The organism is Streptomyces ficellus, from assembly GCF_009739905.1.
Taxonomy (GTDB): Bacteria; Actinomycetota; Actinomycetes; order Streptomycetales; family Streptomycetaceae; genus Streptomyces; species Streptomyces ficellus_A.
In genome coordinates this window covers 576,840-590,106 of record NZ_CP034279.1, presented here as the reverse complement: position 1 = coordinate 590,106, position 13,267 = coordinate 576,840, and the positions used below count along the sequence as shown (strand labels likewise).

Annotated in this window: 12 protein-coding genes; 6 read left to right on the top strand and 6 right to left on the bottom strand. The window is 75.0% G+C overall.

What is annotated here, in order from left to right; translation table 11 throughout:
* Positions 1 to 455 precede the first annotated feature (455 nt).
* Positions 456 to 1,919 carry a hypothetical protein gene (locus tag EIZ62_RS02595; RefSeq protein ID WP_156691091.1) on the top strand — a complete coding sequence of 488 codons (1,464 nt, stop codon included), beginning with the start codon at positions 456 to 458 and terminating at the stop codon, positions 1,917 to 1,919.
* A gap of 14 nt (positions 1,920 to 1,933) precedes the next feature.
* Here EIZ62_RS02595 and EIZ62_RS02590 read toward each other — a convergent pair whose 3' ends face one another.
* Positions 1,934 to 3,994 carry a phosphocholine-specific phospholipase C gene (locus EIZ62_RS02590; RefSeq protein WP_156691090.1) on the bottom strand — a complete coding sequence of 687 codons (2,061 nt, stop codon included), beginning with the start codon at positions 3,992 to 3,994 and terminating at the stop codon, positions 1,934 to 1,936.
* Positions 3,995 to 4,186: 192 nt separating this feature from the next.
* Positions 4,187 to 4,744: a DM13 domain-containing protein gene (locus EIZ62_RS02585; protein ID WP_156691089.1), complete on the bottom strand. Its 558-nt coding sequence runs from the start codon at positions 4,742 to 4,744 to the stop codon at positions 4,187 to 4,189.
* A gap of 200 nt (positions 4,745 to 4,944) precedes the next feature.
* On the opposite strand from EIZ62_RS02585, the gene EIZ62_RS02580 reads away from it, so the two are divergent.
* Positions 4,945 to 6,045, top strand: coding sequence for an NAD-dependent epimerase/dehydratase family protein (locus EIZ62_RS02580; protein ID WP_156691088.1), 1,101 nt, complete (start codon positions 4,945 to 4,947; stop codon positions 6,043 to 6,045).
* A gap of 68 nt (positions 6,046 to 6,113) precedes the next feature.
* Here EIZ62_RS02580 and EIZ62_RS02575 read toward each other — a convergent pair whose 3' ends face one another.
* Both EIZ62_RS02575 and EIZ62_RS02570 read right to left on the bottom strand, forming a co-directional pair.
* Positions 6,114 to 7,226 carry a sensor histidine kinase gene (locus tag EIZ62_RS02575; protein ID WP_156691087.1) on the bottom strand — a complete coding sequence of 371 codons (1,113 nt, stop codon included), beginning with the start codon at positions 7,224 to 7,226 and terminating at the stop codon, positions 6,114 to 6,116.
* Entirely contained in the window at positions 7,223 to 8,074 is an 852-nt protein-coding gene (locus EIZ62_RS02570) for a response regulator transcription factor (protein WP_156691086.1), read from the bottom strand. The genes EIZ62_RS02575 and EIZ62_RS02570 overlap by 4 nt, the downstream gene beginning before the upstream one ends.
* A 124-nt stretch (positions 8,075 to 8,198) precedes the next feature.
* Here EIZ62_RS02570 and EIZ62_RS02565 point away from each other — a divergent pair, with 124 nt between their 5' ends.
* Genes EIZ62_RS02565 through EIZ62_RS02555 form a run of 3 tightly spaced genes read left to right on the top strand, consistent with a single transcriptional unit; the run spans position 8,199 to position 10,149 of the window.
* Positions 8,199 to 8,882: a glycosyltransferase family 2 protein gene (locus EIZ62_RS02565; RefSeq protein WP_425281791.1), complete on the top strand. Its 684-nt coding sequence runs from the start codon at positions 8,199 to 8,201 to the stop codon at positions 8,880 to 8,882.
* On the top strand, positions 8,879 to 9,508 hold the full coding sequence (locus tag EIZ62_RS02560; protein WP_156691084.1) for a TIGR04282 family arsenosugar biosynthesis glycosyltransferase: 630 nt from the start codon (positions 8,879 to 8,881) through the stop codon (positions 9,506 to 9,508). Before EIZ62_RS02565 ends, EIZ62_RS02560 begins: the two co-directional genes overlap by 4 nt.
* The gene (locus EIZ62_RS02555; RefSeq protein ID WP_156691083.1) at positions 9,505 to 10,149 is read left to right on the top strand and encodes a methyltransferase domain-containing protein; all 645 of its coding nucleotides are present in this window, start codon (positions 9,505 to 9,507) and stop codon (positions 10,147 to 10,149) included. The genes EIZ62_RS02560 and EIZ62_RS02555 overlap by 4 nt, the downstream gene beginning before the upstream one ends.
* Here the strand turns inward: EIZ62_RS02555 and EIZ62_RS02550 are convergent.
* Complete coding sequence (locus EIZ62_RS02550; protein WP_156691082.1) at positions 10,101 to 10,535, bottom strand: hypothetical protein; 435 nt, start codon at positions 10,533 to 10,535, stop codon at positions 10,101 to 10,103. The genes EIZ62_RS02555 and EIZ62_RS02550 overlap by 49 nt on opposite strands.
* Positions 10,535 to 11,680 carry a molybdopterin-dependent oxidoreductase gene (locus tag EIZ62_RS02545; RefSeq protein WP_156691081.1) on the bottom strand — a complete coding sequence of 382 codons (1,146 nt, stop codon included), beginning with the start codon at positions 11,678 to 11,680 and terminating at the stop codon, positions 10,535 to 10,537. The genes EIZ62_RS02550 and EIZ62_RS02545 overlap by 1 nt, the downstream gene beginning before the upstream one ends.
* Positions 11,681 to 11,793: 113 nt before the next feature.
* Here EIZ62_RS02545 and EIZ62_RS02540 point away from each other — a divergent pair, with 113 nt between their 5' ends.
* Positions 11,794 to 13,212 carry a glycosyltransferase 87 family protein gene (locus tag EIZ62_RS02540; protein WP_156691080.1) on the top strand — a complete coding sequence of 473 codons (1,419 nt, stop codon included), beginning with the start codon at positions 11,794 to 11,796 and terminating at the stop codon, positions 13,210 to 13,212.
* Positions 13,213 to 13,267: the final 55 nt, after the last annotated feature.

Sequence of the window (13,267 nt, the reverse complement as noted above, 5' to 3'; positions counted from 1 at the left end):
CCGCGCCATGAGTTCCCAGCGGGAGCGTCACTCGGCCCTTCGGACACGCCCTCGGCGGGCCAGGGGACATCGGTCTCGACCGGGGCGCTGTGGTCGACGCCCGGGACCGAGAAACCATGGAGGCGGCGACCCCGTCCCGTAAGTCTGCGGCCGTGCGGACGGCCGTGGTGATCTTGACGGGCACAACGATGGCCCGCCGGGCTTGGAGGGTCCCCACCGCGAGAAGCGCCTATGTATCGCGCTGCGCGTGGCCGTCGACGACGTGCTCGCCGCCTGGCTGACCGCCGCCGTCGCGGGCCGGCTGATCCTGGTGTGGCTCGTCCTGCCCGTCTGGGCCAGGCACCACTACACCACCCGGAAGTAGCGCGGTGCCGTCGCGGGACGGCAATCCGCTTGCGGTGCGGCCAGCCGGCCAGGACGATCCGCAGGGAGTACGAGGGGGAAGAGGACCGGGAATGCGGCAGGCGGATCGTGCGGATCAGGCGTACGAGGGCGAGAAGGCCTACGAGGTGGAGGAGCTGACGCAGACCGAGCGGATGACCCTCAGGTGGCACCTGCACTGTGTCGCGTCGCTGCTGCCCTACGAGCAGAGGGCCGCCGTCCTGGAGGCGTGGCTCACCGTCGACCCGTCCGTGCTCTTCATCGCCCGCGACCCCTCGCCGGAGCTGACGGTCGCCGTCATCGAGCGGGGCAGTGTCCCGCTCCGGGTCGCCCTCGCGGGGTGCGTCGGTGACCGTGCCCTCCAGGACCGCCTCATCGACGCCGACGAACCGGAGGTGGACCGGCGGCTGGCCGGCAACCCCCGGCTCCAGTACGAGCCCGGGTGCCGGCTGCGCCTGCGCGACCCGGCGGTGATGGCGACGGCCCGCCACGGCTACCGTGCCGACCACCACCGGCGCGCCCTGCTGTCGGGTGACCCCGATCTCGCCGCCGCGGCGCTGGTCGACCGGCGCGGCGACGCGCGGGGCGACGTGGGACCGACGACGTGGGCCGCCGCGTGGGTGACCGTCCGCCGACACGGTGGCACGGCGCGGATACGGCGGGTGCTGGAAGACCTGTCGGCGCTGCCCGGGCCGCTGGACCCGGTCGGCGCCGACGTCGCCGCGGCGTGCGCCGAGGCGTGGCCGGAGCCGTTCCTCGACACGGTGGAAGAGCGATGGCTCGGTACGGGCGCCCTGCTGCGACGGCTCCGCTCGGTGCGCGAGCCGTCGCTCTGGGAGGCCCGCCGCACGGTCGGCGGCATCCTCCGCGAGCCGTACCGCATCGACTGGCGGCTCGTCGCGGCGGCCCGGTTCGGCGGGCGACGGCGGCTCCCGCGCGCCGCCGTGACGGAACTGCTGCTCCACCCGGACTGCCCGCCGGACGTCGCCGTCGTCCTGCGCACCGGGCGACCCGCCCTGCCGGGCCGGCCCCTGCCGCCACCCGCCCCCCGGCCCGCCGCTCCGGCTGACCCGGCCGCCCAGGCGGGGAACCGCCACCGGCCGCCGTGGGTGCCCGCCTGGCAACCGCCGGGTGACACCGGGCCGTTGGGCGACAGCGCCGAGTCGGCCAGGGCCGTGCTGCGCGAGGCGCCGGTCGCGTACAGGAGCGCGGACGGGCCGACGCTCGACCACCTCCACGCGGTGATCGAGCGCGGCCTGCTGCACGCGGACGAGGTCGCGGCGCTGGTGCGCCCCGCCGAGGTGCTCACCTCCTGGGTCGGCCAGGGCTCCGGTCACGCCGACGTCAGGCGCGCCGCCTGGAGCGGCCGGTCCGCCCTGCACGTCGCCACGTCCGCGCTCCTCGCCCGCTGGACGGCAGGTGAGGTGCGCCCGGGGCCCTGGATCGCGATGTACTCGAGGATCCGCCGCTTCCCGGGGTCCCTGCCCGAATTGCTCGCGCACGTGGAACGGTTCGGGCGGGCCGGCGGGGTGGACTGATCCGCCCCGCAGGGTCAGGCCGTGAGGATGCCCGGGTCGCTGAGCCCGGGGGCGCCCGTCTCCACGTGCCCGGCCAGGCGGCGCACGAAGTCCGCGGTGGTGGCGGCGGTGACGGTGACGTCGTACCAGTTGCGGCAGCCGCTCAGGTCCACGGTGTGCCGCACGGTCGCCCCCTTCGGCACGGTGACCGCACGGGCCCCGCCACCGTAGGCGTTGGTGACGGTGAGGCGGGCCTCGCCCGTGCCCGCGTTGGTGAAGGTGAGGTCGAGGTTCCCCGTGGTTGCGTTGTGGCGTGCCGTGACCTCCGGCCCGGCCGTCGTGCCCGGGTTGCGGAAGCGGCGCAGGAAGCCGTTGGGCCCGTGCACGGTGAGGTCCGTCACGCCCTTCGAGTACCGCGTGTTCCAGCTGTCCGCCAGCGACGTGCCCGCCTCGGTCGTGTACGTCCAGGGCGCGTCGGTGCGGTTCGCCGAGGTCACGTGGAACTGTGCGCCCGCGGCCGGGCCGCCGCTGAACGTCAGCCGGTACTTGCCGGTCGCGGTGTCGGCGGCGCCGTCGACGAACGGGGCGTAGGCCAGGGGGCGGGTGGGCCTGCTGCCCGGCTCCTGCCGGGGCATCGTCCCGACGGCCGGGGCGGTCGGCCGGAAGTCCGGGTGGCGCTCGCGGTCGGGCGGGTAGTAGCCGGCCGTCGGCGGCAGCGCGGCCGGCGCCGTCTGCGTACGGGCGAAGTCGAACGCGGAGGTCAGGTCACCGCACACGGCCCGCCGCCACGGCGAGATGTTGGGCTCGCGGACCCCGAAGCGGCGTTCCATGAACCGGATCACGGAGGTGTGGTCGAAGGTCTCCGAGCAGGAGTAGCCCCCGGTGCTCCAGGGCGAGACCACCAGCATCGGCACGCGCGGGCCGAGGCCGTACGGCCCGGCGACGTACCCCGCCGCGCCGGGGAAGTGGTCCAGCGCGGTGGGGGTCGTCGACAGGCCCTCGGCGGCACCGGACGGCGCGTAGGGCGGCACCACGTGGTCGAAGAACCCGTCGTTCTCGTCGTAGGTGATGAACAGGGCGGTACGGGCCCAGACGTCCGGGTTCGAGGTGAGCGCGTCCAGCACCTGCGCGATGTACCAGGCGCCGTAGTTGGACGGCCAGTTGGAGTGCTCGGAGAACGCCTCGGGTGCGGCGATCCACGAGACCTGCGGGAGCCGGCCGGCCCGGACGTCCGCGCGCAGGTGGTCGAAGTAGCCGTCGCCCGCCTTGGCGTTCGTACCGGTGCGGGCCTTGTCGTGGAGCGGTTCGCCGGGCTTCGCGCCGCGGTAGGTGTTGAAGTACAGCAGCGAGTTGTCGCCGTAGTTGCCGCGGTAGGCGTCATCGATCCAGCCCCAGTGGCCGGCGGCGTCCAGGCCGTCACCGATGTCCTGGTAGACCTTCCAGGACACGCCGGCGGCCTCCAGGCGTTCGGGGTATGTCGTCCAGCCGTACCCCGCCTCCGCGTTGTTCAGGACCGGCCCGCCGCCGAGGCCGTCGTTGCCGGTGTGCCCCGTCCACAGGTAGTAGCGGTTGGGGTCGGTCGAACCGATGAAGGAGCAGTGGTACGCGTCGCAGACGGTGAAGGCGTCGGCGAGCGCGTAGTGGAAGGGGATGTCGTCGCGCGTCAGGTACGCCATGGTGGTGGCGGTCTTCGCCGGCACCCACTGGTCGTACCTGCCCTTGTTGAAGGCCTTCTGGCCGCCGGCCCAGTCGTGGTTGAGGCCCTGGAGGAACTCCATGCCGAGGTCGTCGCTAGGCGGGCGGAACGGCAGCGTGACCTTGCCGGCGCCGTCGGCCTGGTGCCAGACGGACGTGCCGCTGGGCAGGGTGACGGGGCGGGGGTCACCGAACCCCCGTACGCCCTTCAGCGCCCCGAAGTAGTGGTCGAAGGAACGATTCTCCTGCATCAGGACGACGATGTGCTCGACGTCCTGGATGGTGCCGGTGCTGCCCTGGGCGGGGATGGCGGCGGCGCGGGCGATGCTGTCGGACAGCATGGTCAGCCCGGCGGCGCCACCGGCGAGCTGGAGGAACCGGCGGCGGTTGAGATCTGCCATGGATGCGTTGACCTCTGCGGTGAAGGGGGCGGCGAGGGGCGCCCCAAGGACAACGTGCGTGAGGTACCGCACGGCGGACGCTCCATGACTGCCCGCGGTACGCCGGGCGAACGCCCCGTGCGCCTGCCCGCCCGGCGGCGCCCGGCTCGGGCGTCGCGCGGGTCAGGCGGTCAGGCGCGAGTCACGCGCGGGTCAGGCGCGGGTCAGTTCCGCCGCGCCGAACGAGACGTCGAAGCGGTCGCACCAGATGCTGACGCTGGTGTAGGCGTTCCAGTCGATGCCCGCGGGCAGCGCGTAGTTCTGGTCGCCCTTGTTGCCCTTGAGCTTGCCGAGACTGATGTGCTTGCCGTCGTCGAACACGTGCCAGCCCGCGCGGCCCGCCTTGACCGGCGCGTCGGTCAGCCAGACCCGCAGGTCGGGTCCGCTGCTCGTGTCGAGGCCCTCGAAGCGCAACGTACGCGTGCCGTCCGCCAGCTGGACCAGCTTCACCGACCCGGTGGTGGCGTGCTCGTGGCTGATCAGCTCACCCCGGGCCAGCTCCCGCGGCCCGGCGGGGGCGGGGGACGCGGCGGTGCCCGGCTCCGCTCTGCCGCCGCCCGTGGACGTGGCCGACGGCAGCTCCTCCTTCACCGTCTCGTCGACCCACAGCGCCCACGGTTCGAACCAGACGAGGCCGAAGGCGACGACGGCCAGGACGACCGCCGCGAGTCCGGCCCGGAGCCTCTTCTTCGTACGCGCCGCGCTGTGCACAGTGTCGTCCCCCTCGTCTCGCCGGCCCGTCCGGCCGTGTCCATTCAACCGGGGACGGCCCGCTCGTAGTGCCTCTGGCGGGTTACGGAATCCTTACCGCTACCGCCGCCACCGCTACGCTGCCGCGGCGATGTGACGGAAGCCTTACGGAGCGGCGCGGACAGCGGCGCACGCCCGGTCCGGCCCGTAGCGTCGGGCGTATGCGTGTACTGGTCACCGGAGGAGCCGGGTTCATCGGCTCGCACATCGTCGCCGCGCTGCGCGAGCGCGGCCATCAACCACTGGTCCTGGACGCCCTGCTGCCCACGGCCCATCAGGAGCCGGCGGTGGTCCCGGACGGCGTGGAACTGATCGAGGGCGACGTGCGGGACACCGCCACCGTGAGGGACGCCCTGCGCGGTGTGGACGCGGTGTGCCACCAGGCGGCGATGGTCGGCCTCGGCAAGGACTTCGGCGACGCGCCGGAGTACGTCGGGCACAACGACCTCGGCACCGCGGTCCTGCTCGCCGCGATGGCGGAGGCGGGCGTGCGGAACGTGGTGCTGGCCGGTTCCATGGTCGTGTACGGGGAGGGGCGCTACACGTGCCCCCGGCACGGCGACGTGCGCCCCGGACCCCGGACGCCGTCCGACCTGGCGGCCGGCCGGTTCGAGCCGAGGTGCCCGCGCTGCGGGGCGGAACTCGCACCGGGGCTCGTGGGGGAGGACGCCCCGGCCGACCCGCGCAACGTGTACGCCACGACCAAGCTCGCCCAGGAGCACCTCACCGCCGCGTGGGCGCGTGCCACCGGCGGCCGGGCCGTGTCGCTGCGCTACCACAACGTCTACGGGCCGGGCATGCCGCGCGACACTCCCTACGCCGGTGTCGCCTCCTTCTTCCGTTCCTCCCTCGCGCGCGGCGAGGCGCCGCGCGTGTTCGAGGACGGAGGGCAGCGGCGTGACTTCATCCACGTCACCGACGTGGCGGCGGCGAACGTCGCCGCCCTCGAAGCCGGCGGCGACCGGGAGCCGGGCGCGCTCACGGCGTACAACACGGGCAGCGGGGACCCGCACACCGTGGGCGAGATGGCGGCCGAGCTGTGCGCCGCGCACGGCGGGCCGGCCCCGGTCGTCACGGGTGAGTACCGGCTCGGCGACGTACGGCACATCACGGCCGACTCACAGCGGCTGCGCCGGGACCTCGGCTGGCGGCCGTCGGTGGGCTTCGCCGCGGGCATGGCGCGGTTCGCCCACGCGGGACTCCGGGGAGCGGACGTACCGGGCGCGGCGGGTGCGGCGGACACGGTTCCCGCCCGCCCTTGACACGCCGGGCCCCACGCCCGGACGGCCGGCACTCTCAGCCGGCCGGTACTCTCAACCGGCCGGCATTCTCAGCCGGTCGGCACCGGCAGGGTGACCTCGAAACGGCAGCCGCCCTTGACGTTGTGGACCTCAGCCCGGCCGGCGTGCGCCTCGACGATGCCGCGGACGATCGCCAGGCCCAGCCCCGCCCCGGCGGGCGGGGTACGGGCCCGGGTGCCGCGCCAGCCGGTGTCGAAGACCCGGCTGAGGTCCTCGGGCGGGATGCCGCCGCACCCGTCGGTCACCGACACCACCACGTGGTCGTCCCGGCGGGCGGCGTCCACGGCGACCGTGCCGTCGGCCGGGGTGTGCCGGATGGCGTTGACGAGCAGGTTCGCGAGCGCCCGGGTCATCTCCTTGCCGTCGACCTCGAGGGGTGCCTGGTCGACCCGGCCCCCGACGAGCCGGACCCCGTGGGCCCGGGCCAGCGGATCGGCGCCGGCCAGTGCCTCGTCCACCAGGTCGTAGACCGACATCCGGGACGGGACGAGGGTGAGGGCGCCCGCGTGGATGCGGGACAGCTCGAACAGGTCGCCCACCATGACGTTGAGGCGGTCCACCTCGGCGAGGATGCGGCGGTGGTACCGGGCGGGGTCGGGGACCACGCCGTCCTCCAGCGCCTCCGACATGGCGCGCAGCCCGGCGAGCGGGGTGCGCAGGTCGTGCGAGATCCACGCGACCAGCTCGCGGCGCGAGGACTCCAGCGCGCGTTCGCGGGCCCGGGACTCGGCCAGCTTGGCGCTCGTCGCGGCCAGTTCGCGCGAAAGGTCGGCCAGTTCGGCGGTCGACACCCCGACCGGTGCGAGGAAGTCGCCGTCGGCCCCGAAGTCGCGGGCCGCGGCGGTCAGCGCGCGGCTGCGGGCGACGACCCAGCGGCCCAGCAGCAGCGCGGTGAGCAGCGAGACCACCGAGGCCATGGCGACGACCGTGGTCACCACGTACAGGTCGTGCGGGGACAGGAACATCGCCTGCGCCACCGCCAGCGTGCCCGCGAACATCGCGGTGACCGTGACGGCGGCGACCACGGTCAGGGAGACGGCGACGGACCGGTGGCGCACGAACCGCAGGGCCGCTGCCCCCAGCAGACCGGCCGACACGGCGCCGGCGAGGGCGAACGCGGCGATCAGCAGCAGGTCTTTCACGGCTGCCCGCCCGCCGACCTCGTGGTCACCACCGTGCCGTCCGCCACCGTGCCGCCCCCCACCGTGCCGTCCAGTACCGTGCCGTCCAGTACCGTGCCGCCCCCCACCGTGCCGTCCGGCACCGATGCGGCAGGGCGGCCCGGCTCGAAGCGGTAGCCGACGCCCCACACCGTCCGGATCAGGAGAGGCCGCGCCGGATCGTCCTCGATCTTGCCGCGCAGGCGCCGCACGTGCACGGTCACCGTCGACAGGTCACCGAAGTCCCAGCCCCACACCTCCCGCATCAGGGCCTCACGGGTGTGCGCCCGGTCCGGGTGGCGCAGGAAGTACGCGAGGAGGTCGAACTCCCTGAGTGTCAACGCGAGTTCGTCCCCGTCCTTCGTCGCGCGGCGGGTGGCCGGATCGAGCCCGATGCCGGCCGCTTCGAGGAGCGTGCCCGCCGGGCCGGCGGAGCCCGCGGCGGGGACGGCGGCCCGGCTGCGGCGCAGCACCGACCCGACCCGCAGGACCAGTTCGCGGGGGCTGAACGGCTTGGTGACGTAGTCGTCGGCGCCCACCTCCAGGCCGGTGATCCGGTCCTCCTCCTCACCGCGGGCGGTCAGCATGATCACGGGTACGGGGCCGGTGGCCCGCAGCCTCCGGCACACCTCCAGCCCGTCCATGCCCGGCAGCATCAGGTCCAGGACCACGAGGTCCGGCCGGGCGAGGGCGGCCGCTTCGAGGGCCGCGGGGCCGTCGGCCGCGTACTCGACGTCGAAGCCCCCGCGCCGGAGGTAGCCGGTGACGACCTCGGCGACCATCGGGTCGTCGTCGACGACCAGCACGTGGGCGGGCGATGCACTGTCCATGGGCCAAGCCTCGCACCACGGCGGCGGTGACGTCCCGGCCAGGGGCGGAACACCGCGACGACGTCCCTGTTTCGTAAGGAGTCGATGCCCGATATGTCCGCGCGCCGTCCCTACGGTGAAGTCCGTGAACCTCAAGGCGAACCCCACAGTCGATGTTGTACTGCCCTGTCTGGACGAGGCGCAGGCCCTGCCATGGGTGCTGGCCAGAATCCCCGCCGGCTGGCGTGCGATCGTCGTCGACAACGGCTCCACGGACGGCTCGGGCGGCATCGCCCGCGACCTGGGCGCGGTCGTCGTCGACGAACCGCGCAAGGGCTTCGGCGCCGCCTGCCACGCCGGACTGACCGCGGCCACCGCCGACGTGGTCTGCTTCTGCGACTGCGACGCCTCACTCGACCCCGGCCTGCTGGCACCCTTCGCCGCAGCCGTCGCGGCGGGCGACGCCGACCTGGTGCTCGGCCGCCGACGCCCCCAGGCACCCGGCGCGTGGCCCCCGCACGCACGCCTGGCCAACCTGGCCCTCGCCCGGATGGTGCGCCGGCGCACCGGTCTGCGCCTCGGCGACCTGGGCCCCATGCGCGCCGCGTCCCGCCACGCGCTGCTCGCGCTGAACCTCACCGACCGCCGCAGCGGGTACCCCTTGCAGATGGTCGTGCGGGCGGCCGACGCGGGCTGGCGCGTGCGCGAGGTCGACGTGCCCTATCTTCCGCGCACCGGCCGGTCGAAGGTCACCGGCACCTGGCGCGGCACCTGGCAGGCCGTACGCGACATGAGCAGGGTGCTCGCCGTTCCGGGGGAGGCGCGATGACCACCCTGCTCGTCATCGCCAAGGCCCCCGTACCGGGGCGGGTGAAGACCCGTCTCACGCCGCCCTTCACCGCCTCCGAAGCGGCCCGGCTGGCCGAGGCGGCGCTCAGCGACACCCTGCGTACGGTCGCGGCCCTCCCGGCGGCGCGCCGGATCGTCGTGCTGGACGGCCCGCCGGGACCGTGGCTGCCGCCGGGCGTCGACGTGGCACCGCAGTGCGGAGGCGGCCTCGACGAACGGCTCGCGGCCGCCTTCGCCCTCAGCGACGGCCCCGCGCTGCTCGTCGGCATGGACACCCCCCAGATCGGCGAGGCGGTGCTGGCGCCCGCGCTGGCACCCGGCGCCTGGCGGGCGCACGACGCCTGGTTCGGTCCGGCCGTCGACGGCGGCTTCTGGGCCCTGGGGCTCGCCCGGCCCGACCCACGGCTCCTGCGCGGCGTACCGATGTCGCGGCCCACGACCGGCGCGGCCGTGCGACGGCGGTTGACCGGAGCCGGTCTGCGCGTCGCCGACCTGCCGCTGCTGCGGGACGTGGACACCGGGCACGACGCCCGGCTCGTCGCGGCCCAGGCCCCCGGGACCCGGTTCGCCACGCTGCACGCCCGGCTGACGGCGAGGGCCCGATGACCACCACGGCATGGCGGGCGGACCCCTACACGGACGCCCTGAGCCGGGGACGCGGCCGGCTGTTCCTGCGCCGCGACGACGGCTGGATGCTGCCGCTCGACGTGGAACGCTGGTGCGGCGCACCCGACCGCGCCGACCTGACCGTGCTGCGGCGCTGCCTCGGGCCCGTGCTGGACATCGGCTGCGGTCCCGGCCGCCTGGTCGCGGCGCTCACCGCGCAGGGCAGGACCGCCCTCGGTATCGACGTGAGCCCCGCGGCCGTGGACCGCACCCGGCGCAGCGGGGGCACAGCATTGTGCCGCTCGGTGTTCGACCCGCTGCCGGGGGAGGGCACCTGGCGCACAGCCCTGCTCATCGACGGCAACATCGGCATCGGTGGCGACCCCGTGGCGCTGTTGCGCCGGGTGGCCGAACTGACCGGCGGCCCGGCGAGGATCGTCGCCGAGACCACCGCCGACGACACCACCGACGAACGCTGCGAGGTCCGCGTGGAGGACGCCGACGGCGCCCGCGGCGCCCCCTTCCCCTGGGCCCGGGTCGGCGCCCGGGCCCTGCGCCGGCACGCCGCGGCGGCCGGCTGGCGGCAGGCCCGTCAGTGGACGGCCGGCGGGCGGGTGTTCGTCGAACTGCGACGCCGCTGACGCACCGCCCGCACGACGGCGAGGCCCGCGCCCGCGGCCGCCACCGCCGCGAGGACGACCAGCAGGTTCCGGCCGTACGGCAGGGGCAGGGCCGACGGGTTGGGCGGCGCGCCGGGGCGCAGCAGCAACGGCAGCGTCACCACCACCAGGGCGCCACCGGTCACGAGCACACCGCGCACCACCCCACGGGCGGCGCCGCCCCGCCGGGGCAGCGCCGCCAGCGCCATGCCCGCCGCCAGCACCAGCGGGGCCAGCACGGCATCGTGCAGTACCAGCGCCCCACCCAGCCAGAGCAGGACACCGAGCGGGTCCCGGACACCGGCCAGCAGGAACGCCCCGACCCCGATGAGACACACCCCCACCACACCCGTCACCGTGCGCAGCATCAGAGCACCTCCAGGCGGGTGACCCACTTCGTCTGCAGCACCCCGGGCCGGTTGGGCGCGATGATCCGCGCCGGGAAGCCGTGGTCGGCCGACAGCACCTGGCCGTTCAGGCGGAGCGCGAGCAGCGTCAGGGGGTCGCCGGCGTACTCCCCGCCCATCTCCATCACCCGGTACGCGCCCCGCGCCTCCAGGGACACCACCCGGACCGCCGCACCCGCGGGGGCTCCCGCCCGCTCCAGCAGGTCCCGGATCCGCACTCCGCCCCACCGGGCCGACACGCTCCAGCCCTCCACGCACGCGATCGGCAGCGTCGCCTCCGTCTGCGGCAGGGACGCCAGCCGAGGCAGCGACAGCTCGTACGGCCGGGGCCCGAGCACCTCCAGCCGCCACCCGCGCAGCGACGCCCCGGTCACCCGGGCCGCCGCGGCGGTGCGGTTCACCGGCACGCCCTGCGGGCCCACATCGGGGTGGCGGGGCGCGAGCAGGTCCAGCGACCTCAGCGGGGTGAACGCCTGGCCGACGGTGGTCACGGTGACCGCCCCGGCCGCCGCCCCGACCGCCAGCAGCAGCGACCGCCGGTCGGCCGCGTCCTCGTCCGGCAGCGCGAGCGTGCCCGCGGACCGCCTGCTCCAGTGCGCCCTGATGTCCGGCGCCTTGACCGCCACGTGCAGCAGGACCGAACCGGCCAGCACCCAGGCGACGGCGAAGTGCACCGGGACGAAGGAGAACGGCCACGGATACCACTCGACGATGTTCAGCAGACCGGTGAACAACTGGAAGACGGCGGTGGCGACGAGCACGGCCACCGACAGCCGCTCCAGCGCGTGCCGCGCGGAACGGACCGGGGGCCACACGAACAGCCGCGGATAGACCGCCCACAGCTTCGCCAGCAGCAGCGGAATGGCCGCCAGGCCACTGGCGACGTGCAGGCCCTGGCTCAACCGGTAGCCCCACACGGGCCGGCCGGGAAGCCGGTCCGCCAGCCACCCGGGCGGCTGCTGCAGGTAGTGGCTGACCACACCGGTCAGGAAGCACACCGCCACGGCCGCGCCCAGCAGGCGTCCGACGGCCGTGGCGGTACGCGGGTCGTGCAGCCGGCCCGAGAAGGACGGTGGTGCGGGGCGGGGGAGGGGTCGTGGACTCATGCCCCCATCACACCGCCCGAGCAGCCCGCCGGGGCGGCCCGACACCTTACGAAACGCGGACGCCGGGCCTCGCGTCCGGCCGTACGGGCCGCTCCGCTGCCAGGCTGGACCGCATGCCCAGCCCTCGTACCCTCACCGTGTGCGCCCTGCTCGCCGCCCTCACCACAGCCCTCGCGGTGACGGTCGGCACCGACGGCTACCACTCCGACCCGGCGGGGCTCTCCTGGTGGTACGCCGTGTGCTGGGCGCTGTTCGCGGTCGCGGTGTGGGCGGTGCGCAAGGTTCCCGCGCGCGCGGTGGTTCCACTGGTGCTGGCCGGGTCCCTCGCGATCGCCGTCACCGGTCTCGTGGCGCCGCCCCGGACCAGCACCGACATGTACCGCTACGCCTGGGACGGGCGCGTCCAGGCCGCCGGGATCTCGCCCTACGACCACGTCCCCGCCGACCCCGCGCTCTCGCGCCTGCGCGACCCCTGGCTCTTCCCGTCGGGCGCCGCGTGCACCGGCCCCGACCGGGCACGCGTCTCCGCGGAGGTGTGCACCCGGCTCAACCGTCCCCGGGTCCACACCATCTACCCGCCGCAGGCGGAGGGCTACTTCCGGGTCGTCCACGCGCTGTCCCCGGACGGCGCCCGCCACAAGCCCCTCCAGATCGGCGGCGCGCTGCTCTCCGTGGCCACCACGGTCGCGCTGCTGCTGATCCTCCGCCGGCGGGGCGCCCGCTGGAGGGCGGCGTACTGGGCGTGGTGCCCCGCCGTACCCGTCGAAGCGGTCAACAACGCCCACGTCGACGTCCTGGGCGTGCTGTTCACCGTCGCCGCCCTGGGCGTCGTCGCACGCCACCGCCGCGCGGGCGGCGCCCTGCTGGGACTGGCCGTCGCGACCAAGATGCTGCCCGCCGTCGTCCTGCCCGGCGCCCTGGCCGGCGTACGCGGCGTGCGGGACGCGGCCAGGGTGGCCGTCACCGCGGCCGCCGTGGTGACGGTCCTCTACGCCCCCTACCTCCTGTGGTCGCGGGCGTCCGTCTTCGGCTTCCTCGGCGGCTACGTGGCGGAGGAGGGATACGACGACGCGTCGGCCCGCAACCGCTTCGCCCTGCTGCGGCTCGTCCTGCCCGACGCGTGGGCGCTGCCGGCCGTGGTGGTGGTCCTCGCGGCCGTCGCGGTGTACGTGATGCGGCGCGGCGACCCCGAACGCCCCTGGGCCGGCGCCCTGACGGTCACCGGCACCGCCTTCCTCCTCCTCACGCCCGGCTATTCCTGGTACGCCCTGCTCCTGGTCGCCCTGGTGGCGCTGGACGGCCGGTGGGAATGGCTCACGGTCGCGGTCGCGGGCGCCGCCCGGTACGTCACGGCCCGCGCGTTCGACGAACCGGACACGGTCGGCACCACCGCGTACGCCGTCGCGGCGGGGCTGGTCCTGGCCGCCTGGGTCCGGCGGCGGCACACCGGCCGGCCCGGCGGGCAGGAGCCCACAGCCCGGGGAGGGCCGTCGGCCGCAACCCGCGACGCGTCGTCAGCGGCGTCACGCTGAGGGGTCCCGGCGCTGAGGATGCGACAGGAAGTAGACACTGTCTACTTCCATGTTG